Origin of the sequence: Nocardia sp. 2TAF39 (assembly GCF_052114905.1) — a bacterium.
In the GTDB taxonomy this organism is placed as follows: Bacteria; Actinomycetota; Actinomycetes; order Mycobacteriales; family Mycobacteriaceae; genus Nocardia.
On the sequence record NZ_JBFRFQ010000007.1, the window covers coordinates 85762 to 108761 of the forward strand.

Annotated in this window: 24 protein-coding genes and 1 pseudogene; 11 read left to right on the forward strand and 14 right to left on the reverse strand. The window is 66.8% G+C overall.

Annotated features, from left to right (window positions below; genetic code table 11):
* The 6 genes from AB4Z47_RS06625 to AB4Z47_RS06650 form a co-directional block, all read right to left on the reverse strand.
* A complete protein-coding gene (locus AB4Z47_RS06625) occupies positions 1 to 777 on the reverse strand; it encodes an enoyl-CoA hydratase family protein (RefSeq protein ID WP_441948704.1) in 777 nt (258 codons plus the stop codon).
* Between the two features lie 12 nt (positions 778 to 789).
* Complete coding sequence (locus AB4Z47_RS06630; protein WP_441948705.1) at positions 790 to 1950, reverse strand: acyl-CoA dehydrogenase family protein; 1161 nt, start codon at positions 1948 to 1950, stop codon at positions 790 to 792.
* On the reverse strand, positions 1950 to 3974 hold the full coding sequence (locus AB4Z47_RS06635) for an ATP-binding protein (RefSeq protein WP_441948707.1): 2025 nt from the start codon (positions 3972 to 3974) through the stop codon (positions 1950 to 1952). Before AB4Z47_RS06635 ends, AB4Z47_RS06630 begins: the two co-directional genes overlap by 1 nt.
* A gap of 8 nt (positions 3975 to 3982) precedes the next feature.
* Complete coding sequence (locus AB4Z47_RS06640; protein WP_441948708.1) at positions 3983 to 5581, reverse strand: acyl-CoA carboxylase subunit beta; 1599 nt, start codon at positions 5579 to 5581, stop codon at positions 3983 to 3985.
* Between the two features lie 70 nt (positions 5582 to 5651).
* On the reverse strand, positions 5652 to 6803 hold the full coding sequence (locus AB4Z47_RS06645) for an acyl-CoA dehydrogenase family protein (RefSeq protein ID WP_441948710.1): 1152 nt from the start codon (positions 6801 to 6803) through the stop codon (positions 5652 to 5654).
* Positions 6800 to 8515, reverse strand: a complete 1716-nt coding sequence (locus AB4Z47_RS06650) for an acyclic terpene utilization AtuA family protein (protein ID WP_441948711.1) — start codon at positions 8513 to 8515, stop codon at positions 6800 to 6802. The genes AB4Z47_RS06645 and AB4Z47_RS06650 overlap by 4 nt, the downstream gene beginning before the upstream one ends.
* 406 nt (positions 8516 to 8921) lie before the next feature.
* Between AB4Z47_RS06650 and AB4Z47_RS06655 the strand changes: the two genes are divergently transcribed.
* The 6 genes from AB4Z47_RS06655 (at position 8922) to AB4Z47_RS06680 (ending at position 13887) form a co-directional block, all read left to right on the forward strand.
* Complete coding sequence (locus AB4Z47_RS06655; RefSeq protein ID WP_441948714.1) at positions 8922 to 9293, forward strand: TnsA-like heteromeric transposase endonuclease subunit; 372 nt, start codon at positions 8922 to 8924, stop codon at positions 9291 to 9293.
* Positions 9294 to 9392: 99 nt separating this feature from the next.
* Positions 9393 to 9737: a hypothetical protein gene (locus tag AB4Z47_RS06660; protein ID WP_441948716.1), complete on the forward strand. Its 345-nt coding sequence runs from the start codon at positions 9393 to 9395 to the stop codon at positions 9735 to 9737.
* Entirely contained in the window at positions 9734 to 11836 is a 2103-nt protein-coding gene (locus AB4Z47_RS06665) for a Mu transposase C-terminal domain-containing protein (protein ID WP_441948717.1), read from the forward strand. The genes AB4Z47_RS06660 and AB4Z47_RS06665 overlap by 4 nt, the downstream gene beginning before the upstream one ends.
* Complete coding sequence (locus AB4Z47_RS06670; RefSeq protein WP_441948719.1) at positions 11833 to 12873, forward strand: ATP-binding protein; 1041 nt, start codon at positions 11833 to 11835, stop codon at positions 12871 to 12873. Before AB4Z47_RS06665 ends, AB4Z47_RS06670 begins: the two co-directional genes overlap by 4 nt.
* The gene (locus AB4Z47_RS06675; protein WP_441948721.1) at positions 12870 to 13469 is read left to right on the forward strand and encodes a TniQ family protein; all 600 of its coding nucleotides are present in this window, start codon (positions 12870 to 12872) and stop codon (positions 13467 to 13469) included. Before AB4Z47_RS06670 ends, AB4Z47_RS06675 begins: the two co-directional genes overlap by 4 nt.
* A gap of 253 nt (positions 13470 to 13722) precedes the next feature.
* On the forward strand, positions 13723 to 13887 hold the full coding sequence (locus tag AB4Z47_RS06680; RefSeq protein ID WP_441948723.1) for a hypothetical protein: 165 nt from the start codon (positions 13723 to 13725) through the stop codon (positions 13885 to 13887).
* Positions 13888 to 13967: 80 nt separating this feature from the next.
* Here the strand turns inward: AB4Z47_RS06680 and AB4Z47_RS06685 are convergent, their stop codons facing one another.
* Complete coding sequence (locus AB4Z47_RS06685; RefSeq protein ID WP_441948725.1) at positions 13968 to 15068, reverse strand: TfoX/Sxy family DNA transformation protein; 1101 nt, start codon at positions 15066 to 15068, stop codon at positions 13968 to 13970.
* A gap of 267 nt (positions 15069 to 15335) precedes the next feature.
* Here AB4Z47_RS06685 and AB4Z47_RS06690 point away from each other — a divergent pair, with 267 nt between their 5' ends.
* On the forward strand, positions 15336 to 15503 hold the full coding sequence (locus AB4Z47_RS06690) for a hypothetical protein (protein WP_441948727.1): 168 nt from the start codon (positions 15336 to 15338) through the stop codon (positions 15501 to 15503).
* Here AB4Z47_RS06690 and AB4Z47_RS06695 read toward each other — a convergent pair.
* The 4 genes from AB4Z47_RS06695 to AB4Z47_RS06710 all read right to left on the reverse strand — a co-directional run bounded on the left by AB4Z47_RS06695 (position 15500) and on the right by AB4Z47_RS06710 (position 19737).
* Positions 15500 to 16264 carry an adenylate/guanylate cyclase domain-containing protein gene (locus AB4Z47_RS06695; RefSeq protein ID WP_441948832.1) on the reverse strand — a complete coding sequence of 255 codons (765 nt, stop codon included), beginning with the start codon at positions 16262 to 16264 and terminating at the stop codon, positions 15500 to 15502. The two genes, AB4Z47_RS06690 and AB4Z47_RS06695, sit on opposite strands and share 4 nt — an antisense overlap.
* A gap of 489 nt (positions 16265 to 16753) precedes the next feature.
* Entirely contained in the window at positions 16754 to 17515 is a 762-nt protein-coding gene (locus AB4Z47_RS06700; protein ID WP_441948728.1) for an ABC transporter permease, read from the reverse strand.
* The gene (locus AB4Z47_RS06705; protein ID WP_441948730.1) at positions 17515 to 18531 is read right to left on the reverse strand and encodes an ABC transporter ATP-binding protein; all 1017 of its coding nucleotides are present in this window, start codon (positions 18529 to 18531) and stop codon (positions 17515 to 17517) included. Before AB4Z47_RS06705 ends, AB4Z47_RS06700 begins: the two co-directional genes overlap by 1 nt.
* A 273-nt stretch (positions 18532 to 18804) precedes the next feature.
* Positions 18805 to 19737 (reverse strand): helix-turn-helix domain-containing protein, encoded by a 933-nt coding sequence (locus AB4Z47_RS06710; protein ID WP_441948732.1) that lies wholly within the window; start codon positions 19735 to 19737, stop codon positions 18805 to 18807.
* A gap of 164 nt (positions 19738 to 19901) precedes the next feature.
* On the opposite strand from AB4Z47_RS06710, the gene AB4Z47_RS06715 reads away from it, so the two are divergent.
* The 3 genes from AB4Z47_RS06715 (at position 19902) to AB4Z47_RS06725 (ending at position 20814) form a co-directional block, all read left to right on the forward strand.
* Complete coding sequence (locus AB4Z47_RS06715) at positions 19902 to 20153, forward strand: hypothetical protein (RefSeq protein WP_441948734.1); 252 nt, start codon at positions 19902 to 19904, stop codon at positions 20151 to 20153.
* Positions 20135 to 20344, forward strand: a complete 210-nt coding sequence (locus AB4Z47_RS06720) for a hypothetical protein (RefSeq protein ID WP_441948736.1) — start codon at positions 20135 to 20137, stop codon at positions 20342 to 20344. Before AB4Z47_RS06715 ends, AB4Z47_RS06720 begins: the two co-directional genes overlap by 19 nt.
* 308 nt (positions 20345 to 20652) lie before the next feature.
* Positions 20653 to 20814, forward strand: a complete 162-nt coding sequence (locus tag AB4Z47_RS06725; RefSeq protein ID WP_441948737.1) for a hypothetical protein — start codon at positions 20653 to 20655, stop codon at positions 20812 to 20814.
* 124 nt (positions 20815 to 20938) lie between these two features.
* On the opposite strand, the gene AB4Z47_RS06730 is transcribed toward AB4Z47_RS06725, so the two are convergent.
* Entirely contained in the window at positions 20939 to 21142 is a 204-nt protein-coding gene (locus tag AB4Z47_RS06730) for a hypothetical protein (protein WP_441948841.1), read from the reverse strand.
* Positions 21143 to 21161: 19 nt separating this feature from the next.
* Positions 21162 to 21380, reverse strand: a pseudogene (locus tag AB4Z47_RS06735) (SRPBCC family protein); the annotation flags it as partial.
* A 94-nt stretch (positions 21381 to 21474) separates the two neighbouring features.
* Here AB4Z47_RS06735 and AB4Z47_RS06740 point away from each other — a divergent pair.
* Positions 21475 to 22239: an alpha/beta fold hydrolase gene (locus AB4Z47_RS06740; protein WP_441948739.1), complete on the forward strand. Its 765-nt coding sequence runs from the start codon at positions 21475 to 21477 to the stop codon at positions 22237 to 22239.
* A gap of 31 nt (positions 22240 to 22270) precedes the next feature.
* On the opposite strand, the gene AB4Z47_RS06745 is transcribed toward AB4Z47_RS06740, so the two are convergent.
* On the reverse strand, positions 22271 to 22996 hold the full coding sequence (locus tag AB4Z47_RS06745; RefSeq protein ID WP_441948741.1) for a MerR family transcriptional regulator: 726 nt from the start codon (positions 22994 to 22996) through the stop codon (positions 22271 to 22273).
* Positions 22997 to 23000 lie beyond the last annotated feature (4 nt).

A 23000-nucleotide genomic window follows, 5' to 3' on the forward strand; every position in this document is an offset into this window, starting at 1 on the left:
TCATTCTGCCCAGCTCGGTGGGCGACGCTGCAAGAAGGCGAGCATGCCCTCCCGCACCTCGGCCGTGCCGAAGAAGCCCGCCGAGCGTGCCGCGAGCTCCTCGGCCGACGCGTCGAACTCGGCGAGGATGCTCGCGTTGACCAACCGTTTGGACTCGGCCAGTCCCTGCGGGGAGCCCTTGCGCAACTCCGCGCACAGCCGTGCCACCTCGGCCGCCGGGTCGTCGGCGGTGACCGTGACCAAGCCGATTTCCGCGGCCACGGCGGCGCCGAACTTCTCGCCGGTCAGGTAGTACCTGCTGGCCGCGCGCGGGCTGAGCCTGGGCAGCAGGGTCAGCGAGATCATGAACGGCGCCAACCCGATTCGCACCTCGGTAAGCGCGAAACTGCTGTCCGGCCCGGCCACCACGAGATCGCAGGCGGCGACGATGCCCATGCCGCCCGCACGAACATTGCCATCGATCTGCGCGATCACGGGTTTCGGGATCTCCACGAGCCTGCGCAGCACCCCGATCATGACCCGGGTGCGCTCGTCGGCGGCCACCGCGGGATCGGCGTTGCTCGCCTCACTCAGATCCGCGCCCGCGCAGAAGGTGCTTCCGGTGTGCGCGAGCACGATCGCGCGCACGTGGTCGTCGGCGGTCGCGTCGTCGAGCCCGCGCAGCAGCTCGGCAACCAGCTGGGACGACAGCGCGTTGCGGTTGTGCGGCGAGTCGAGCGTGAGCGTCGCGACACCATTCGCCACTTCGTAGCGGACGAACGGGACCGTCTCGGTCATCGGCGGCCTTTCTCAGTACGACTTCGGCAGACCCAGCGAATACTGGGCGACGAAGTTCAGGACCATTTCCCGGCTGACCGGCGCAATGCGGCCGATGCGCGAGGCGGCGAGCATGGCGGCCAGCCCGACGTCACGGGTGAGACCGGAACCGCCGTGAGTCTGGATGGCCTGGTCGAGCGCCCTGATGCTGGCCTCCGCCGCGGCGTATTTCGCCATGTTGGCGGCCTCGGCGGCACCCATTTCGTCGCCCGCATCGTAGAGGGTCGCGGCCTTCTGCATCATCAGTTTGGCCAGCTCGAGCTCGACCTTCACCTGCGCGAGCGGATGCGAAATACCTTGGTGCGCACCGATCGGCGTCTTCCACACCGTGCGCTCCTTGGCGTACTCCACGGCACGGTCGATGGCGTAGCGGCCGAGACCGACGGCCATGGCGGCACCCATGATGCGCTCCGGGTTCAGACCCGCGAACAGCTGCATCAGCGCCGCATCCTCCTTGCCGACCAGCGCACTGGACGGCAGCCGGACGTCGTCGAGAAACAGGTTGTACTGGTGGTCCGGCTCGATGATGTCCATCTCCTGCGCCGTCTTGGTGAAGCCTTCGGCGTCGGTCGGCACGATGAACAGGGCGGGCTTCAGCTTGCCGGTCTTGTGGTCCTCGGTCCTGGACACGATCAGCACGGCCTCGGCCTGGTCCACGCCGGAGATGAAGATCTTGCGGCCGTTGAGAATCCAATCCTCGCCGTCGCGGCGCGCGGTCGTGGTGATCTGGTGCGAGTTGGATCCCGCGTCCGGCTCGGTGATGCCGAAGACCATCGTGCCGGAGCCGTCGGCGAGCTTGGGCAGCCATTCCTGCTTCTGCACGTCGGTGCCGTACTTGGTGATGATGGTGCCGCAGATGGCCGGGGAGACCACCATGAGCAGCAGACCGGCGCCCTGCGCGGAGAGTTCCTCCATCACCAGCGCCAGCTCGTACATACCCGCGCCGCCGCCGCCGAACTCCTCCGGCAGGTTCACGCCGAGGAAGCCGAGTTTTCCTGCCTCATCCCATAATTCGCTGAGCGGCTCGTTCTTGCGCGCCTTCGGCAGCACATAGTCGCGGTAGTTGTACTTCCCGGCCAGCGCGGCGACGGCGGCCCGCAGCGCCTTCTGTTCGTCGGTTTCGATGAAGCTCATCAGTTCTCCTGGTCCTCGTTATCCTCGGCCGGTTCGACGACCGCCAGCACGGCGCCGACGTCGACCTGCTGGCCGACGGTGACATTGACGGCGCTGAGCACACCGGCGGCGGGCGCGGCGATGGTGTGCTCCATCTTCATCGCCTCCAGCCACAGAATGGGCTGGCCCAGTTCGACGTGGCTGCCCACCTCCGCGCCGAGCCGGATCACGCTGCCGGGCATAGGCGCGAGCAGCGAGCCGGTGGCCACCTGATCGGCGGGATCGCTGAAGCGCGGCAGCCTGCGCACGGTGACGGGACCGAAAGGCGAATCGATACAGATCTGCTCGCCGTAGCGCGCCACGTCGAAATGCCTACGCACGGGTCCGCTCGGACCGGGCACGGAGAGGACCACCCGATCGGGAGCGGACTCGACGAGTTCGAGCCCGTCGTGGCCGTCCACCGTGACGCCGGTCCGACCGAACCGGTAGCCGATCTCGTGTATCCCACCGGCCCGGCTCTTGTAGGACTTGCGCTGCGACAGCGAGGGCAGATTCCGCCAACCACTGGGCAATCCACCGCCCACTCGGGCGCTGCCGCGGTTCGCGGCCGCGTCGGCGAGGGCGGCGGCGACGATCGACAGCGCCTCCTCTGATTCGGATACCAGCGGCGCGGCGAGGGTGTCCAAGCCGTGTGTGGCGAAGAACGCGGTGTCGGTGGCACCGGCCAGGAAGGCCGGATGGCGCAGCACCCGCACCAGCAGGTCCCGGTTGGTGACCAGGCCGTGGATCTTCGCTCGGTGCAGTGCGGCAGCCAGCAGTCGTGCCGCCTCGCCGCGGGTTTCGGCGTAGGAGATGACCTTTGCCAGCATCGGATCGTAGTGCACGCCGACGACCGAGCCGGCCACAACTCCCGTGTCCAACCGCACGCCCGGCCGGTCGAGTAGATCGAATTCGGCTGCCACCAAGGGGATATCGATCCGATGTACGGTTCCGCTCTGCGGCTGCCATTCGTGCGCCGGATCCTCGGCGTAGAGCCGCGCCTCGATCGAATACCCGTGCATCGCGGGCGGCTCGGCGGGCAGCGTGCCACCCACGGCGACATCCAGTTGCAGCCGAACCAGATCCAGACCGGTGGTGCACTCCGTGACCGGATGCTCTACCTGTAGGCGCGTGTTCATCTCCAGGAAGAAAAACTCACCCTGTTCGTCGGCGAGGAACTCCACGGTGCCCGCACCGGTGTAGCCGATCGCGCCCGCTGCGAGCCGCGCCGCCTCGAACAGTCGCGCTCGCATGCCCTCGGTGCGCTCGACCAACGGCGAAGGGGCCTCCTCGATCACCTTCTGATGGCGGCGCTGGATAGAGCACTCGCGTTCGCCGACCGCCCAGATCGTGCCGTGGGCATCCGCCATCACCTGGACCTCGATGTGCCTGCCCGTCTCGAGGTAGCGCTCGCAGAACACCGTCGGATCGCCGAACGCGGATTCCGCTTCGCGCCGGGCGGCGTCGATCTGAGGCGTCAGGTCGGCGAGGTCGCGCACCACCCGCATGCCGCGGCCACCGCCGCCCGCGGAGGCCTTGATCAGGACCGGCAGATGCGCCGCGGTGACCTCGTCCGGATCCAGTTCGGCGAGCACCGGGACGCCGGCAACATCCATCAGCTTCTTCGAGGCGACCTTCGAGCCCATCTGCTCGATCGCCTCGACCGGAGGGCCGATCCATACCAGCCCGGCATCGAGCACTGCTCTGGCGAATTCGGCGTTCTCGGAAAGAAATCCGTATCCGGGGTGGATGGCGTCGGCGCCGGTCGCCAGCGCGGCTTCGATGATCAGTTCACTGCGCAGATAGGTCTCGGCCGGTGTGTTGCCGGGCAGCCGGACGGCGGTGTCGGCTTCGGCCACATGCGGCGCGGCGGCGTCCGCGTCGGAGTACACCGCGACGGTATCGAGGCCCATCCGGCGGCAGGTGGCGAACACTCGGCGGGCGATCTCGCCACGGTTGGCTACGAGGACGTTCGTGATCGGCCGAGCGAGGGGATAGTTGGACACGGCGCGCCTCACATTCGGAAGACGCCGAAGCCGTCGGCGCCCTTGATCGGGGCATTGTGAATGGCCGACAAGGACATTCCCAACACGGTGCGGGTATCGCGCGGATCGATGACGCCGTCGTCGTACAGCCGCCCGGACATGAACATGGCCAGCGACTCGGCTTCGATCTGCGCCTCGACCATGGCGCGCATCCCGGCGTCGGCGTCCTCGTCGAACGGCAGCCCCTTCGCCTCGGCGGCCGCCCGGCCCACGATCGAGACGACACCCGCCAGCTGTGCGCCGCCCATGACGGCGGATTTCGCGCTGGGCCAGGCGAAGACGAAACGCGGGTCGAAGGCCCGGCCGCACATGCCGTAGTGGCCCGCGCCGTAGGACGCGCCCATCAGCACCGAGATGTGTGGCACCTTCGAGTTGGAGACCGCGTTGATCATCATCGCACCGTGCTTGATGATGCCCTTCTGTTCGTATTCCTTGCCGACCATGTAGCCGGTCGTGTTGTGCAGGAATAGCAGTGGTGTGTCGGTCTTGTTGGCCAGCTGGATGAACTGGGTGGCCTTCTGCGACTCCTCGGAGAACAGGACGCCGCGCGCGTTCGCCAGGATGCCGATCGGATATCCGTGCAGCTCCGCCCATCCGGTCACCAGACTGCTGCCGTAGAGCGGTTTGAACTCGTCGAAATCCGAACCGTCGACGATGCGGGCGATCACCTCGCGCGGGTCGAACGGGATCTTCAGATCCGGGGGGACTATGCCGAGCAGATCCTCCGGGTCGTAGAGCGGCTCGATCACCTCGGCACGCGGGGCGAGCCCCTGCTTACGCCAGTTCAGCCGCTTGACGATGGAGCGGCCGATGCGGATCGCGTCCTGCTCGTCGAGCGCGTAGTAGTCGGCCAGGCCGGAGATCCGCGCGTGCATGTCGGCCCCGCCGAGGGATTCGTCGTCGGATTCCTCACCGGTGGCCATCTTCACCAGCGGCGGGCCGCCGAGGAACACCTTGGAACGTTCCTTGATCATCACCACGTGGTCGGACATGCCAGGGATGTAGGCGCCACCCGCGGTGGAGTTGCCGAACACCAGCGCGATTGTCGGGATACCCGCCGCCGACGCCTGAGTGAGATCGCGGAACATCCGGCCGCCGGGGACGAAGACCTCTTTCTGCGTGGGCAGGTCCGCGCCACCGGACTCCACCAGCGAGATCACCGGAAGCCGGTTCTCTCGCACGATGTCGTTGATGCGCAACGTCTTTCGCAGTGTCCACGGGTTCGAGGTGCCACCGCGCACGGTGGGGTCGGGCGCGACGATCATGCACTCGACGCCTTCTACGATGCCGATACCCGCGACGGTGCTCGCGCCGACGTGGAATTCACTGCCCCAGCCCGCCAGCGGGCACAACTCCAGGAACGGGGAGTCCTCGTCGACGAGCAATTCGATGCGCTCGCGCGCGGTCAGCTTGCCGCGCTTGCGATGCCGGGCCAGCTTGTCCGGGCCGCCACCCGCGATGGCCTTGGCGAACTCGGCCTCGACCTCGGTGAGCTTGGCGCTCATGGCGTCCGCGGCCGCGGTGTACTCGAGCGACGCGGTGTCCAGGGTGCTGCGCAATACGGTCATATTGTGTCCTTTTCTGGCATCACCGGGGCCCTGCGTGGTGACGCGGGCTGCCGCCTCCGGGCCTGACCGGTCATGCCTGGTACCCCAATCGCTTTGCCGCCAATCCGGTGAGGATTTCCGTCGTGCCACCGCCGATGCCGAGGATGCGCATGTCCCGATATTGCCGCTCGATCTCGGATTCGCGCATGTAGCCGAGACCACCGAACAGCTGCACGGCCTGGTTGGCCACCCACTCGCCCGCCTCGACGGCGGTGTTCTTGGCGAAGCACACCTCGGCGATCAGGTCCGTCTCACCTTCGGCGCTGCGCTGGACCACATCGCGCGTGTAGACGCGGGCGACATCGATGCGCCTTGCCATTTCGGTGACCGTGTTCTGCACCGCCTGTCTGCTGATCAGCGGGCGGCCGAAGGTTTCTCGGTTGCGTACCCATTCCAGGGTCAGGTCCAGGCAGCGCTGCGCGCTCGAATACGCCTGCACCGCAAGGGCGACGCGCTCGCTGACGAACGCGCCCGCGATCTGGTAGAAACCGGAGTTCTCCTGGCCGACCAGGTTCTCCACCGGCACACGGACATCCACGTAAGAAAGCTCGGCGGTGTCGGAGGCGAGCCAGCCCATCTTGTCCAGCTTCCGGCTGACCCTGAAGCCCGGGGTTCCCTTGTCGACGACGAGCAACGAGATGCCCCCGGAGCCGGGTCCTCCGGTGCGCACTGCTGTGACCACGAAGTCGGCGCGCACTCCTGAGGTGATGTAGGTCTTGGCGCCGTTGACGATGTAATGGTCGCCGTCGCGGCGGGCAGTGGTGGTGAGGTGCCCGACGTCGGAGCCGCCGCCCGGCTCGGTGATCGCCAGCGAGCCGATCTTCTCGCCCGCGAGCGTCGGACGCACCCAGCGCTCGATCTGCTCGGCATTGCCCGAGGCGATGAGGTGCGGTACCGAGATGCCGCAGGTGAACAGCGAAGCGAACAGTCCGCCGGACGCGCCGGCCTGGTGCATCTCTTCGCAGACGATCATGGCGTCTACGTCGTCGCCGCCGGAACCGCCCGCGGACTCCGGGAACTGTAGGCCGAGCAGGCCGAGGGCGCCCGCCTTCTTGTGCAGCTCGCGCGGGATCTCACCCTCGCGCTCCCAGCCGTCCAGGTACGGCAGGATCTCGCGATCCACGAAACTGCGCACGGTGGAACGTAATTCGCGCCGTTCCGGTGTTTCCCACAGTGTAGTCATGGCAGTAGCTCCACTGGAATGTCGAGGTGACGAGACCGCAGCCATTCGCCGAGTCCCTTGGCCTGGGGATCGAAGCGGGCCTGGTAGGCCACGCCCTGACCGAGCAGACCTTCGATGATGAAGTTCAGCGCCCGCAGGTTGGGCAGGACGTGCCGGGTGACGGTGAGTGCGGCCGCCTCCGGGAGCATCTCTTTGACACGCTCCACAGTGAGCGTGTGCGCCAGCCAGCGCCACTGCTCGTCGGTGCGCACCCACACTCCGATGTTGGCGTTGCCGCCCTTGTCGCCACTACGGGCGAGCGCGATCGTGCCCAACGGCGCACGGCGAGTTTCGTTGGTGGGCAAAGGTTCCGGAGCAGGCGGCTCAGCCACTTCAGTCAAATCCGCCGTGTCGGTCGACGGCGCGACGGCCACGCGGGTGCCGTCCGGCAGCACCGCCGTGTGCGGCACCTCGGTGGCATCGACGAACCCCGGCGTGTACACGCCGTACGGAGATCCGTTGCCGGGCAACGTGGTGAAGCTGCACCCCGGGTAGCTGGCCAGCGCCAGTTCCACCGCGACATTGGAGAACGCGCGGCCGACCTTGTTCGGGTCAGGGTCGCGAACCACACAGCGCAGCAGCGCGCTGGCCTGTTCCTCGGTGTCGGCGTTCGGTCGATCCAGCCGGGCCAGGGTCCAGGTCAGCTCCGCAGGCCGCGTCGGCAGCCAAGACTCCAGCTGTCGTTGCGCCAGTGCGGCTTTCGCCTCGATGTCCAAGCCGGTGAGGATGAACTCCATCTCGTTGCGGAACCCGCCGAGCGTGTTCAGCGAGACCTTGAGCCGCGGTGGCGGGGCCTCACCGGTGACGCCGCTGATCAGCACCCGGTCCGGGCCCGCCTGGTCGAGCCGGATTGTGTCCAGCCGGGAGGTCACGTCGGGTCCCGCGTAGCGGGCGCCCTGGATCTCGTACATCAGCTGGGCCTCGACGGTGTCGACGGTGACCGCGCCGCCGGTGCCTTCATGCTTGGTGATGACGCTGCTGCCGCCCCTGCGGATTTCGGCGAGCGGGAAGCCTGGCCTGCCGAGGTCGGCGAGTTCGGTGAAGAAGGCGTAGTTGCCTCCGGTGGCCTGGGTACCGCACTCGATGACGTGTCCCGCCACCACCGCACCGGCCAACTGGTCGTAATCGGTTCTGCCCCAACCGAAATGCGCGGCAGCAGGGCCGAGGACCACCGATGCGTCGGTGATCCGGCCGGTGACCACGATGTCCGCGCCCGCGTTCAGGCATTCGACGATGCCCCAAGCGCCGAGGTAGGCGTTGGCGGTCAGCGGCGCGCCGAGACCGAGTTCACCGGCGCGCGCGCCCAGGTCGTCGCCCTCGACGTGTGCGATCTTCGCGTCCAACCCGAGGTCGGCGGCGACCTTGCGCAGTTTCTCCGCCAGCCCGGCGGGATTGAGGCCGCCCGCGTTCACGACGATCCGCACGTTGCGTTCCAAGGCGAGCCCGAGACACTCCTCGACCTGCTTGACGAAGGTCTTGGCGTAGCCGAGACTCGGATCTTTCATCCGGTCCCGGCCGAGGATCAGCATGGTCAGCTCGGCGAGATAGTCACCCGTGAGCACGTCGAGCTGCCCGCCATCGAGCATCTCGCGCATGGCGGCGAGCCGATCACCGTAGAAGCCGGAACAGTTGCCGATCCGGAGTATCTCCGGGTCGGCGGCCAGCATACTCATCAGCGGGAACTGCCTCCCTCCTGTGCGGCGACCGGACGTCCGTCCGTCCGAGCACTCCTCGCGGCGACCGGACATGCGTTCGTCCGAGCGCTCCCTGTGTCGACCGGGCGTTGGTCCGTCCGAGCGTTCTGTGCGGTAACCGAACAGCATTCCTTGCGTTCTTGCGGCGTGCCGGGTGGGCGCGGCAGTGTGCCGCACCCGTGAAGTTCGGTTCCGCGACCAGCATCACACCCGGCCCGGAAAAAAGCAAGCGTGCGTGCTTGTTAGCTGTGACGAATATTCCGCCGATCGCGGGAGACGGGTCCGCAATGTCGGTTCTCAGCCGAAGTGGCGAGTTCTCATCTGAAGTGGCGAAGTCGTGGCGAGTTCTCACCTGGAATGGCGAGGTTGCCGGGATGATGTCCCGGTGCTGGAGCGACAGGTAGGGCAGTTGGGGTCTGGTCAGGGTTTCGAGGTGGTGTTCGTCACCGAGGCCGGTGTGGAGCGGCGGGTGCCGTGGGAGTGGCTGCCGGATGTGGTGGGCGAGTTACAGCGGCCGGTGCGGTCGTTTCCGTCGTATCGAGGTCAGCGGAATTTTTCGGGGTGGTATTGGTCGGCGACGTTGGGTCGTCGGATCGGGTTCGAGTCGTGGGTTGAGCGGGATCATCTGGTGGCCTTGGACTTCGATGCTTCCGTGGTGGGGATCGTGTCTCAGCCGTTTTGGCTGGTCTGGACGCCCGACGACGGGAAGCAGCGCCGTCACGCCCCGGACTTTTTGGTGCGCTCGGTCGATGGCTAGTAATGGTGCTGGACTCGCGGCCGTTGCAGTTGATCGGCGACCGTGACCGTGAGGCGTTCGATGCGACCGGCCTTGCGTGCGCGGCGTTGAGCTGGCGGTATGCGGTCTGGGACCGGCTCGACGGCGTGGTGGCCGCCAACCAGAAGTGGCTGGCGGGGTATCGGCATCCACGCTGTTTTCGATGCGGCGGTTGCGGCGCGGCTGTTGGAGGTGTTCGCCGGGCCGCGGCTGTTGATGGACGGTGCCGAGCTCGCTGGTGACCCGTTGGGCACGTTGCCGGTGCTCTTTCACCTGATCTGGAAGCAGGTGCTGGTGGCGGATCTGTCGGTGGTGCTGTCACATCGCACCGAGGTTCGGTGCGCACCGCATGTGGCGAATTTGGCGAGAGTGGCGAGAGTGGCGGATCTGGCGGAGGAACTGGTGTCGGCGGGAGGGGGGCGATGATCGCGCGTCCGGGTGTTCTGCGGGTTGAGGACAGGGTGGTCTTCGTCGGGGAGTGTCATACGGTGGTCGCGTTGTCGGGCACCACGCTGCGGTTGTTGTCGGATTCCGGCGAGACAACGGTGGTTGCGTTGTCGTATCTGCTGGCAGCGGAGGATTTCGAGCTGGTGGGCGCGGCTCCGGCGCCGAAGGTGGAGCCTGTTGCCCTGCTCGAGTCGCTTCCTGATCATGTGGTGGTTGCTGCGCGGGAGTGGGAGCGGCACCTGGTCGAGATCGAAACAGGGCTGCCGTCAGCTGCGGCCGAGGATGCGCGGCCGCGCCGGGAGTTTGACCCGATGACTCAGACGATGGCGGCGCGGGAGAAGGCCAAGGCCGCCGAGTTGACTGCGGCGTGGTCGAAGAAGACCAGTGTCCGCACTGTTCAGCGGATGCGTGCCCGCTACCGTGACCAGGGATTATGGGGATTGGTCGACACTCGCTACGTTCGCACGGCGGAGCCGACGGGCGGTGTCGACGAAAGAGTGGTCGCGGCTGCGACCGTGGTGGTTGGGTCGCAGACCGGCACGTCGACGGGTACCCGGTCGCGAGCAATACGGCAGATCCGGGAGCTGCTCGACGCCGAGCACGGCCCCGATGTGGTCCAGATGCCGTCGCAGGCAACGATTTACCGGTTGTTGGACGTGCTGTCGAAGGGTCGGCACACGTTCTCCTCGGCGGTCACGCGACGCCAGACCGCGAACAAGCCTGCCCGCCCTTACACCGCGACCATCGCGGCGCGGCCGGGTGAGCAGGTGCAGATCGACGCGACACCACTGGATGTGATGGCGGTGATGGACGACGGCGTGATCGGCCGGGCTGAGCTGGTGCTGGCGATCGACATCGCGACCCGCACCATATGCGCCGGGGTGCTGCGCCCGGTCGGCGCGAAAGCGGTCGACGCGGCGTTGCTGTTGGCACGGTCCACGGTCCCGGAGCCGATGCGCCCCGGTTGGGATCAGGCGTTGTCGATGGCGGCCTCCCGCATCCCGCATCAGCGCCTGGTGACCCTGGACACACGGCTGGCGATGGCGGCGGCCAAGCCGGTGATCGTCCCGGACACGGTGGTGATCGATCACGGCAAGGTGTTCTTGTCGGAGGTGTTTCTGCGTGCTGCGGACACCTTGGGCATATCGGTGCAACCGGCGCACCAGTTGACGGCCACCGACAAGGCGATCGTCGAACGCACTTTCTCCTCGATCAACATGCTGTTCTGTCAGAACGTCGCGGCTTATACCGGCCGTGATGTCACCCGTCGCGGCGCTGATGTCGCCGAGCGGGCCGTGTGGTCACTGCCCGAACTTCAGGAATTGTTCGACGAGTGGGTTATCTGCGGGTGGCAAACCCGGCCCCACGATGGACTACGCCACCCGTTCAACCCCGATCAGGCGGCTTCGCCGAACGACGCCTACGCGACGTTGGTCGCGGCTGCGGGCTATGTCCCGGTCGCGTTGACCGGTGAGGACTACATCGAGTTGCTGCCCGCGGACTGGCGGGCGATCACCGATACCGGCGTTCAGATCGAGTACCGCACCTACAACAGCCCCGAGCTGCGGCTCTGGGCCGGGCAGAGTTCGGGTGTCACCAGCAAGGGCGGTCGATGGGAGGTCCATTTCGACCCTTACGACGTGTCACGGATCTGGGTGCGTAATCACCATGGCCAGGGCTGGATGACCGCGCCGTGGACTCATCAGGCGGTGGTGGGGCAGCCGTTCGCGGACTTCACCTGGCGGGCGTCGCGCAAGATCGCAGCGCAGCGCGGCGTCGATGACACCAACGAGATGGCCGTCGCGGTCATCCTGGCGGCGCTGCTGCGCCGCGCCGAGACCGGCCCCGGCGCCGATCGGGTGATGGCACGGACCCGCTCGGCCCACGAGATGACAAACCACCTGCCCGCCGAGCTGAGCACTGCGCCGCCGACGGCGTTGCCTCCCGCGCACAGCACCGCCGAAGATGCAGATCCCGACGGCGCGACCGATGAGGTCCAGGTCGAAGTGGTGGCCGCCGAGGTGGTGCCGTTCGGGATGTTCGACCCGTTCGCCGACGACCTTGGAGGCCGCTGGTGACCCTCACCCCAGCCGAACCCGGGATCCGCCACCCGCTGTCCGCCAAGCAGGGGTGGGCGTCGTTCGCCGCGCAGACATCCCCCGAACCACCGAGGCTGCTGCCGGTCGCCGACTTCGACCGCCTCGACGGGTTCGAGCGCGAGTTCTACAGCGAGGCCCGCCAGGACTATCACTCGTCGCTGCTGCTGGTCGCCACCCCAGACATCCGCCGGATCATTCACCAGGGGAAGAAACTGGTGATCAACAACCGTGGCAAGCAGCTGGGCCGTCGCGGGCTGTTGGTATCCGGGGCCAGCGGCACCGGCAAATCCACCTCGATCACCCAGCTGGGCAAGAGATTCCAGATCGATCTGGAACGCCGCTATCGGCCCGATCCCGACCGCATCCCGGTCGTTTACATCGAGATCCCGCCCGACACACACCCGAAAGCGCTCGCCCAGGAAATGGCGGCGTTCCTCGGGTTGCCGGTGAGCCGGCTCGACAACCCGCAAGATGTCGCGCACACCGTCGCCGAGGTGATGCGCCGGGTCCGCACCGGCATGGTCCTCGTCGACGAGATCCACCGGTTGGATCTGACCACCAAGAAAGGCCGTCATGTTGCTGACCAGCTGAAATACTTTTTCGACCACGTCGCGGCCACGTTCTGTTTCGCAGGACTGGACCTCGAGGAATCCAACCTGTTCTCCGGGGCCCGCGGCCGTCAGATCCTGGGCCGGTTCATCCCGGTCAAGACCGGCCCGTTCACCTATCGGACCGAGGCCGACAAACAGGACTGGGCCAAGCTCGTCGCAACGATGGAACACGCCCTGCGCCTACACCGGCACAAACCCGGAACCCTCATCGAGTCCGCGCCCTACCTGCATGCACGCACCGGCGGCATGATCGGCAGCCTGGACCAGCTCATCTACGACGCCGCCAACGACGCCATCAGCGACGGCACCGAGAAGATCACCAAAGCCCACCTGGATGCGGTCCTGCTCGACGGCGCCGCGATAGCGCAATACAAGCCCGCCGCCCGCGGCAGGAGCGGCCGGTGAAGCCATGGCAGAACCCCGCCGGACTCCTGCCCGTCCGCGTCCGGCCGGTCCATGCAGAAACATTGGTGTCCTACATTTTCCGGCTCGCCGACGCCAACGCCCTGACTCGCCCGACCCTGCTGCTGCGGGCGCTGGGAGAACCCCGCGGCGCACTACCGGTCGCGTCGTGGCCCGAGCACTACGAGATCACACTCAACACGGCTGCGGCGCGGCGGCTGGAAATCTTCACCGGGATGCCGGCTGCCAGGCTGCGCAGAGCACTGCCTGCGCTGGCCGCGACCAGCCCCGGGCCCGACCCGGCCACGCCGACCTTCCACGGTCACCGCTCCGTGAGGCTGCGTGAGCACTGTCAGGAATGCGTCGCGCGTTTGCCCGGGCAGCCACGAATCAGGGTCCACGACCTATCGGCTCCGGAGGTCTGCCGGCGGCATCGCCGATGGGTCCGCATCACCCACACCAGACCCCAACAGGTCGACCTGTCCGGCTCCGGAGCCGTCCTCGGCGCGCACCGCCGCCTGAACCGATTGTGTTCGGACACCGGCGACCGGGACTGGACAATGAAACAGCTCGCAGCTGCGGAATACGTTGCGCGGTAATGGTTCCGAAGCCGCAACAGTAGATTCCAACATCTGCACACCCGCTGGGACCAGCGGGCGGCCGCGCTGAGAGCGGCCCCCGGCACGCCACCGGGCCTGCTGGTGCTGCCTGAAGCGGTCACCATCGCCACAGTGCTCTGCGACCTGGAATGGCGCCGCCACGTCGCTATGGCCCACGGCGATTTCGACCTGCTCCAGTTCTACGAACTCATAGCCCGCCGACTCGGACAGCCCCGGGAATTCGGCCGCCGGCTTGCCTGGTCCTACAAACGTCGACCCGATCAAGGGATGGGTCATCGACCAGCGCAAACGCCATCAACCGACACGGCACGACTACTGGCGCCGCGTCCGCAGCCACCGCCCCTACAACCCCAACTACCAGACCGCCATCCTGCCGACAATCCGCCACTTCAAATGAGAAACCACCCAGGTTGCGCACACGCCGCGGGAGGCGCCGATTTCGCTGCGCCAGTCCGACGATACGAGACGCCGACCTGATTACGAGCGGCGTCTGAATCCCTGTTCCCTCCGATATAGCCCCCGGTGGGCAGGGGCGCGGCCACCACGTTGCGCCATCGGCGGGCGCGTCGGCTCGTCACCGAGTTCGGCGAGCAGTTCCTGACGCCGATCGGTCGAGATATTGCGTCGGTCGCGATAGCTGAGCGCGCCCTCCATCGCCCAGAGCATCTCGCGATCGAGACCCGGTACCCCGGCCGCGCGCATGCGGCGGTATGCCTCGACCGGACCGACTTCCGCAAGGTCGTCGAGGCTCGAAATATCGGCTCGGGCGAGCATGACGGCGGCAGCTCGGCCGAGCTGGTAGCTGCGGCCTTGCCATTCGCGAATCCGTAGATGGGCGTCGCCGCGAACGCGTTCCGCCTCCCGCCACACGGCCGGTCGGAGGTCGTCGGGGCCGGTCGGCGGGCAGGGGCGAGCAAGGACCTGCGCGCGGGCTCGGGAGGCCACACTCACCATGGGGCGGAAACGCCGGAAGATTTGCACTTCGCCCTCGTACCCGTGGTCCCCGGAGCCGAGTTCCGTGTAATCGGTACCCCACCGGTCGCTCGGATCGAGACCGGCCGCCTGCAGTGCCCAGCTGCGGGCTTCGTACGGAGTGCCGGGGGTGAGGACGAGCAGTCCGCAGCGACGCGCGACTCTCCCCGTGTCCTTGCGGTAGCGCTCGCGATCTCGCCAACTTTCGAGGGCTTCGGGTTCGAGTGCCCGATCCAAGCCGAAAGTACGCCAGCGCACCGTGCCATCCGGGTGCCGCAGGGGCAATCGGCTGCGCATTCGTCGGGCCGCACGATCGTCGAAACCGGTGCACCAGCCGGGAACCAGCACGATCGGGTCGGCCGGATCGGCATCGAATGGATTCGGGGTGAGAAACGGACGATCGATGAGCACGACGGTGCCGGGCCGAGCCTGATACGACAGGCCCCACAGCAATCGCGCCAGCAGCCGGGCGCCGTGGCCATCCGAGAGTACATGCCAGGTTTCGTGAAAACGGTTCGTGCTGAAACGGGCATGCGTACCGGGCCGAAGGGTGATGACCGTGCGGACGCGATCCGACCACCGCACCGAATGTCGGTGCAGTTTCATGCCGTCCGTGACAGCACTGGCGGTGGCCGGGCGTTGATGCTTCATAGACGTTCAAGAGACCACAACAACCACCGGCCCTGCAACCGCTACGTGATGACCGCCATCCTCCCAGCAATCCGCCACTTCAAATGAGAAACGATCACCGATAACCGCCCACCCCACCTGGCGAGTCCCGGGTCAATCCCCACCAGCCTCGCCAGATCAGATGAGAACCGACACACGGGTCCGCAACCCCGCAGCGCGGCGACGGCGGCCGGATAGAGCAAAATGAGCACCGTGCCCACCGACGTCGCCGTGATCATTCTGTTCGCCCTGGCCGGCTTCCTCCTCGGCGGCGCCTACACCACATGGAAGACGGCTCGGCCGCTGTCCCTCGCGCTCGCGGTCTGCGCCGTCCTCGCGGCGGCCGGCGCCCTCGCCTGGTGGCTCGGCTAGCGCCGCGACAGACGGAAGATCCGAAGGTCCTGCGGGACTCCACTGAGCGGAGCGGTGAACAAGCCGCGCCGGTACGGCTTGACCGCGAAACCCAGATCGGTCAGCGTCTCCGGCCGTAGCGCCTGCAGCGTCGCCTCGGACAGCATGGTGTTGCCATTGCCGCCTGCCTCCATGACCCGAGCCGCGATGGTCACGTCCACCCCGAGCCAGTCGCCGCCGATCTCACGTGGCGAGCCGGTGTGCAGGCCGATGCGCATCGTCGGTCGATAGCCGCGCACCTGCACGTCGGCCAGGTTGTCGCCGGCGGTCACCGCGGCGCGCACCGCCCGATCCGCGGACGGGAACACTGCCATCAGGCCGTCGCCCATCCGCTTGACGACCTGCCCGCCGCGCTCGGCGATCGGCGGCTCGATGGCCTTGGCGACGCCGCGCAGCAATTCGAGGGTGACCTCGTCGCCCGCCGACAGGGACCAACTGGAGAAGGCCACCAGATCGGTGAACATGACAGTTATCTCTTGGCCACCTTGCCCGCGGCCGACGCGTTCCAGCATGGCCTGCCAGACCTGCAGGGCGCCGAAGCCGATTTCGCGGGCCGCACTCGGTGTGTCACCCACCAGTTTGTCCGCGGCCCGCGCCACCGCCCGTGCGCCGCCGGGGCCGGAAACAGACAGCGGGTCACCGAAAGACGGGTCACCGGGCAGCTGCTCCCTGGCCTTGCGTAATGCCCCGATCAGATCCGGCCGCTGATTGGCCGCGTTCATCAGCGCCGACAGCTGGCCACGACGCAGTCCGGCAGCGGAACGGCGGGAAGAACCAGACGCTTCGGACGGTGCCGACGGGATGACGACCTCGGGCGGTACGCCGCCATCGCCCTCCGCCCCCGACCCGGGCTCAGCACCGCCGGAAGGTGTTTCGCTCACGCCCCGAGCGTATCTCAGCCACCCCTTAGTAGGCGGGCTACGTTTACGCCACCCACTCCCGCGCCAGCGCGCCATCCGAGGGTCCGCGATGGATAACGAGTTGGTTGCTGACTTGATGCCACCGAGCGGGCACCACCGGCGGAAACGATGTGTCGCACAAACGAATCCCCAGGAAAAGCACGATCGGCCCGGCGCGACGTATCGCACCGGGCCGATGGCCGCACCGCCGACCGGGCAGTGGAAGGCGGTGGACAGGACGCGCGAACCTCCCGACAAGGTCGGCGCCCCACAACCCGAGTGGCGAGGGAAAGCGACTCGGGCAGCTGTCCGCTAGGCGTCGCGCTGATTCACCATGACCAGGGCCGCGCCGAACACGATCGCGACGAACACGGTGAAGTAGAGCAGGCTGCCCCCGGGCCCCCAGTGCCAGTTGGCGGTGGTAGCGGAAGCACTGTAAAAGTGGCTCGCATTCGCGAACGGCAGAAACGGGGTGACGTTGCGACCGAAACTGCCGAATGCCCCGAGCAGGCCCTCGATGAGCAGCGGCCACAGCACGATCAGCGAGATCGCGGCAGCGGACTGTCGCACCAGCACGCCGATGCCGACCGCGAGGACGACGCACAGGAACGTGTAGATGGGGATGCCGTAGACCTCGCGCCAGTCGTCCCCGGTCGACAGGGTCAGGGTCGCGCCCGCGTCCGCCCCACCGAGCGCCTTGGCGACCAGGTAGGCGAGAAATACCAGCACAATCGTGAGCAGCGCGCCGTACACGCCGACCAGCCCGGCCTTGGTGAGAATGACCTTGGCCCGATGCGGAGTTGCCTGGTACGTCGTGCGGATGATGCCGAAGCGGTATTCGCTCGTCACGGTGAGCGTCGCCATGATCATCAGGACCATCACACCGAATCCGCTGATCCCGGCCACCGCGGTGGAGACCGTCAGGTCGAACGCACCCTCTTTGCCGTAGGACGCCCGCGCCACCGAGGCGAGCAGAGCGGACATGCCGAGCGCGAGGGCGACGACAATCGCCGAGCACCACCACGGCGACTTGGTCGAGGTGAGTTTGATTCGTTCTGCTGCCAGTACGCCCATCAGAGCGCACCTCCCATCGCTGTGTAAGGCGCGGCGTCCGCGGTGCCCTGCGTGGTTACGCGCGCTGCCGCCTCCGGGCCCGTCGCTCCCGCCGGATCGAAGCCTTCGCCGTGATACTGCACGGCACCGCCGGTCATCCGCATGAACGCTTCCTCCAGCGAAGCGCGCTGGGGAGCCAGCTCGAACAGTGTGATGTCGTTCGCGCCCGCCAGCTTGCCGACCGCGTCGCTGGACACGTTCGCGACGACGAGCGCGGGGCCGCCGGCGCCCGCGCCGTCCTCACGGACAGTCATGCCGTTCGAGGTGAGCACGCTGCGCAGCTGGTCGAGCTGCGGGCTACGCACCCGCACCGACTGCTCCGAGGCGCGCTCGATGAACTCCTGCGTGGTCGAGTCCGAGATGAGCTTGCCGCGACCGATCACCACCAGGTGCTCGGCGGTCTGCGCCATCTCCGAAAGAAGGTGGCTGGAGACCAGTACCGTGCGGCCCTCGGCGGCCAGTCGCTGCATGAACCGGCGGATCCACAGGATGCCCTCCGGGTCCAGGCCGTTGACCGGCTCGTCGAACAGCAGCACCTGCGGGTCGCCGAGTAGTGCGCCGGCCAGGCCGAGCCGCTGCGACATGCCGAGGGAGAAACCGCCCGCGGTCTTGCCCGCCACCTCCGACAGGCCGACCAGTCGCAGCACCTCCTCCACCCGGGATTTGGCGATGTCGTTGGATGCGGCCATCCACTCCAGGTGGGCGCGCGCCGACCGGTTCGGATGCACCCACTTGGCATCCAGCAGCGCACCGACGATCCGCAGCGGATGGTCCAGCTCGTGGTATGGCTTGCCCTGGATCAGCGCGGTACCCGCGGTGGGCTTGTCCAATCCGAGGATCATCCGCATGGTGGTCGACTTACCGGCGCCGTTCGGTCCCAGGAACCCCGTCACCTGTCCTGGTCGAACGGTGAACGTCAGATCCTGCACCGCGACAGTCTGCCCGTAATGCTTGGTCAGGCCTTTCAGCTCGATCATGTGCCCAGCATTCCGCAAAATACGGCGGCGCGCGTCCCCACAAAGTGGCGAGTCCGGTCATCCTCGAGGATGACAGAGAGTTGTCCAGGTGGGTGCAATCCCGTACGGGGACGTCCAGTGACATGGGATTTTGGACTTTGATGCGTTTCCCTGGACTCCCCTGTGCGACCGGAACGGTGACAAGTTGTTTACACGCTCACCGGAACGCACGAAGGCCCGCAACCGATCGAACTGGGTTGCGGGCCTTCGTTGAACTGCTGTCGTTACACCGTGTCAGTGCGGTACGTCGTTGTCCCCGGCCGCTGCTCGCCGCCACTTCGCCGCCCATTCGGCGGTGCTGTGGCCTTCCGGCATCGACTTGAGCGACTGGGCTACGACCTCGCGGCTGCGTTCGGCATCGCCCAGAGTCCGCAGCACGCGGGCGCGTTGAAGACCGAAGAACCCGGGCGTGTACCAATATCCGGCGTCGGGCGGTGGCTCGTCTCCGGCCGCGTCGGCTTCCGAATCAGCAAGCAGTAGGGCACGCTCGGCGCCGCGCCGATCACCCGCCATTGCACGCACGCGAGCGTGTTGATACCGCTCGTACACGCGAATCAGTGGGTGCAGCAGCGGCACTGACAGCACGGCGTCGTCCAGTCCGGCCGCTTCGCCGAGCTCGCCACGCTCGAGCCGTACATAGGCGCTGAAACTCAGCCCATGCGCGAGCTGGTCGCTACCGCCGGCGTGCTCGGCGAGAGCGATTGATCGGTCCAGGCTGCGCAGAGATGCTTTACCGGCACCTGTCGCGTGCTCGAGCCAACCGCGATACTGGGTGACCTCGCTCGCCAGTGCTGCGGCTCCGGCTGCATGACGAGAGCGAGCGTGATCCGCGAACCGCTCGGTCATCGTCGACATGCCTTGCACGACCGACAGAACCGAAGTCGGCCCGGTCGCGTCCTCGATGCGTCGTGTTGCCGACAGCATGACCGCTACGTCATCCAGGCTGCTCGAATCGACCTTCGCGGGTGCGCCCGAAACCGCCGACAGCCGTTCCAGATCCGCACCCAGCGTCCTTTCGTAGGCGCAGACAACCTCATGTGTGGCAGGCCGTTTCCCGGACTCTATGAGGCTCAGGTAGGCGGGGCTGTAGTTCGTCATCCGCGCCATTGAGCGAAGCGTCACGCCCGCGGTTTCACGCGCTGCGCGGAGTAATGCCCCCTGGTCCATTTCCCCACGGTAGCGATGGAAAACAGGTGTCAACACATCAACGGGGTCACAAGTAGGTGAATCGCCTGAGACTGAGATCAGCACCCGCCGCCGGGTTGATCCCCGAATCCTCGGCGGCGGGTGCTACCCACCCACACCACAACGTGCCAAGGGGTATAGACGAAATGCCCATCGCAGTATTGATCGCCTTCACGGTCACTGCCGTCTTCTACACCACGATCTGTTTCTTCGATCGGCCCGTGAAGATCGCCGACACCTGCCACCCTGCCCCTGACACCCCATACACCCCGGAGAATGCACACCTGGTGTGGCAAGCGCGAATCGGCTGCGACACCGAACGGTGCGCCGACAAAGCCGCCGCACTCGATGTCCTCATCGACGCCAAGCTCGTCAAGCCATGGCGGGCCACCCGGTGACCACCCTCGCCGACGCCGAGCAGTGGCACCACTTCCACCGCAATTGCTACGCCGACGGCGAGTTCAGGACGCTGGCCCAGGCCCAGTTCGTCGTCAACGTCCACTCCGGCCACGGCCCCAGCTGCCTGCAGTACCTCTCTGCGACGGCATACATCCTCGGTACGGGCGACGGAGGCGACCATGGCGAATGACAAACCCTTCGAGATCCACTTCGGCGACATGGACTTGCCGACGCGCGCACCGTTCGTTGGACCGCCGACCGAATACTTCGGGCCACCAGTTGAAACGGTCGAACTATTCGCAGAAGCCATCCGCGAGTGGGCGGACCACGGATGAGCTGGGTCGACGACCACTGCGACAAGTACCCGCCGGTAACCATGTCACCGGAGTGGGCCCGCGGGATCCTGCACCTCCACAAGACCTGTGAGCCGCCGTGTCCACGCAAACGCGGCGCGCTCCTTCGCCTGGCACTTGAACCGCCGCCCGCGCAAGGCATTCAGTGACCTGGCGAATCCTCTGGGACCCGGACAACATGCCGCCGAAGGGCTGGCTGGAGCGCGCAGACGGGTCGGTCGCAGCGGTCTACGAGGACGGAACGGTCATCGACCTCGATCCTCCGAACGATCTCGAGGATGAGGTGCACTGCCATCGGGACAACTGATTTCGCGCGTACACGGATAACTCGTCGGGTCAGCCCAGAACCGAAGCGGCACCGAATGCAGGACCTGAATGCAATCCCGCGCCACCCGACTGGTGCGGTCTGAAGACCCAGAGAGGCGGGGGAGCTATGTCTCGAGTAGTCGCCGGAGGACATCGAGGTTGGCTGCTACCGCTGACTTGACCTTTGCTGTGACGATGGGGCCCGCGAGTCGCAGCGGGCCGTGCAGTTCGAGGTCGATCACGTTTCGCAGCAGGGTGCCGCCGGGGGCGGACTCCAGGTCGTAGGACACCACAGCCGGGAATGGGCCCAACTGGCCACGGATCTGCAACCGTTGTGGGCTGGAATTCGGTGACCTCGAACGCTTCCACAGCCGGTTCGGGAATCGATCGGGTCTGCCGGTAGGTCGACCCCACCTCGACCGGGCCTGCGGAGGTTTTGCGGGTCTCGGTGATGGCGTAGTTCCAGCGCGGAACGTTCTCGAACTGCGCAAGGTATGCGAAGACGTCGGCGATCGGACGGTTGATGGTCAGCGTGTTCTCGAACGTTGCCATGCCGTCCTGAAGCATGCGGAGGCGCCCGCATATTCCGGTGACAGCAATGCCAATTCCTGTGATCCAGCTAACATATTACACGACATACATGTCGTGTAATATGTAGGCCATGGCGAACACACCGAAGAAGAACCCCACCCTTGTTTTCATCCCTTGCATGTCCGGTGCCCCATGGGACATCAGCGGGTTCGACTCGCTGAGCGAGCGGCCCGCGCGTCTGCTGAAGCTGCCCGAGGCCGTCGACGACATGGAGATCTATGCCGGCTTCGTCGCTGACGCTGTCGCCGACCTCGACGACTATGTTCTGGTCGGAGACTCCTTCGGTGCTCAGATCGGGCTGGCGTTGGCGGTTCGGCAGCCGAAAGGTTTGCGCGGGCTGGTGATGTCGGGGGGATTCGCGGCCAACCCGGTCACCTCCCCGTTCTGGAACACCGCGATGCGAACCATGGGCAAGATGCGCGGGGGCGCCTACCAGCACATCGTCCTGCGCGCTCACGCCCACCGCCTGGCCTCCCCGTTCGATGGCGAGGGCCAGGTTCCCTGGAACGAGGCCGAAAGCCGCCGCGTGTTCCGGGAGAACACCCCTGCGGAGTCCTATGGCGCCCGCATCACCGCGGCCCTGTCGGCTTACTACGTCGACAAACTCGACCAGGTCACGGTCCCGACCCTGATCCTGACCCCCGAACACGATGTCATCGTCGGTGAAGCCCCCGCCAAAGTGATGCGTGACGGCATTCCGGATGCGACCGAGGTCGTGCTGGCGCGGACGGGTCATATGTTCCGCTTCTCCCACCCCGGCACCTATTCCGCGGCGGTAGCGAAATTCCTGGCCGACCGTGTCGATCACCGAGAGGCCGTCGGCGCAGGAAGCTGAAGAATACGCTTCTCGCCTGGGTGTTTCACGGTCACGGAGGCGAGTCGGCGGCCAGCGAGATCACGGCGCTGAGCCTGGCGGCGGCCTCGAGCAGGGCATGGGAGCGAGCTGCGATACTCGCGTCCCGGGCCGCCAGCGCGGCTGCGACGTCTTCGGATCGGTGTCGGTGCGGCAGGTTCGGCATCAGGGCCCGGAGCGTGTCGATGCGGTATCCGGCGCTGCGTAGCTGGTGAACGATCCGCGCATCCCGAACTTGGGCCGGCGAGTACCGACGCGTTCCTTGGGTGGAGACGCGGTCAGGAACGACAAGCCCCTCGGCGTCCCAGTGCCGCAAGGTCGACGGGCGTACTCCGAGTGCGGCCGCGAGTTCGGACACGCTCATCGAGTCCGATGCGCGGACGTCCTCGATCGGCTCGGCAGAGATCGCCTCGGCCGCCGCCTTGGCGAGCTCGAGGTCCCTACGCTCGCGGTCGAGCCGGGCGTGCGCCGCGTCGAGGAGGGCAAGCACCTGCGAGATCGGGCCCTGGTGTACCGCGCGAACGATCCTTTTGGCTTCGACCGGGCCGACGCCTGCCGCCAGCGCCCGGTAAGCGAGCGCGGAACGCAAGTGAATCTCTCCGTACCTGCGGTAGCCCGCAACTGTGCGCACCGCGGTCGGCAACACTCCGGCACGCTCGAGGTTGCGTACCTGTTGCACGGAGTATCCGGCACGTCGCCCGACGTCGACCGTACGCATCGATGAGTTGAGGGTTGACACCCCG

Excerpts from the sequence above, each read along its gene's own strand:
- AB4Z47_RS06660 (WP_441948716.1), top strand. The coding sequence starts at position 9,393 with ATGCGGTCTGGGACCGGCTCGACGGCGTGGTGGCCGCCAACCAGAAGT.
- AB4Z47_RS06720 (WP_441948736.1), top strand. The coding sequence starts at position 20,135 with ATGGCGGGCCACCCGGTGACCACCCTCGCCGACGCCGAGCAGTGGCAC.
- AB4Z47_RS06685 (WP_441948725.1), bottom strand. The coding sequence starts at position 15,068 with ATGAAACTGCACCGACATTCGGTGCGGTGGTCGGATCGCGTCCGCACG.
- AB4Z47_RS06700 (WP_441948728.1), bottom strand. The coding sequence starts at position 17,515 with ATGGGCGTACTGGCAGCAGAACGAATCAAACTCACCTCGACCAAGTCG.
- AB4Z47_RS06740 (WP_441948739.1), top strand. The coding sequence starts at position 21,475 with ATGGCGAACACACCGAAGAAGAACCCCACCCTTGTTTTCATCCCTTGC.
- AB4Z47_RS06715 (WP_441948734.1), top strand. The coding sequence starts at position 19,902 with ATGCCCATCGCAGTATTGATCGCCTTCACGGTCACTGCCGTCTTCTAC.
- AB4Z47_RS06640 (WP_441948708.1), bottom strand. The coding sequence starts at position 5,581 with ATGACCGTATTGCGCAGCACCCTGGACACCGCGTCGCTCGAGTACACC.
- AB4Z47_RS06695 (WP_441948832.1), bottom strand. The coding sequence starts at position 16,264 with ATGAACGCGGCCAATCAGCGGCCGGATCTGATCGGGGCATTACGCAAG.
- AB4Z47_RS06710 (WP_441948732.1), bottom strand. The coding sequence starts at position 19,737 with ATGGACCAGGGGGCATTACTCCGCGCAGCGCGTGAAACCGCGGGCGTG.
- AB4Z47_RS06630 (WP_441948705.1), bottom strand. The coding sequence starts at position 1,950 with ATGAGCTTCATCGAAACCGACGAACAGAAGGCGCTGCGGGCCGCCGTC.
- AB4Z47_RS06665 (WP_441948717.1), top strand. The coding sequence starts at position 9,734 with ATGATCGCGCGTCCGGGTGTTCTGCGGGTTGAGGACAGGGTGGTCTTC.
- AB4Z47_RS06705 (WP_441948730.1), bottom strand. The coding sequence starts at position 18,531 with ATGATCGAGCTGAAAGGCCTGACCAAGCATTACGGGCAGACTGTCGCG.
- AB4Z47_RS06650 (WP_441948711.1), bottom strand. The coding sequence starts at position 8,515 with ATGAGTATGCTGGCCGCCGACCCGGAGATACTCCGGATCGGCAACTGT.
- AB4Z47_RS06645 (WP_441948710.1), bottom strand. The coding sequence starts at position 6,803 with ATGACTACACTGTGGGAAACACCGGAACGGCGCGAATTACGTTCCACC.
- AB4Z47_RS06625 (WP_441948704.1), bottom strand. The coding sequence starts at position 777 with ATGACCGAGACGGTCCCGTTCGTCCGCTACGAAGTGGCGAATGGTGTC.
- AB4Z47_RS06690 (WP_441948727.1), top strand. The coding sequence starts at position 15,336 with ATGAGCACCGTGCCCACCGACGTCGCCGTGATCATTCTGTTCGCCCTG.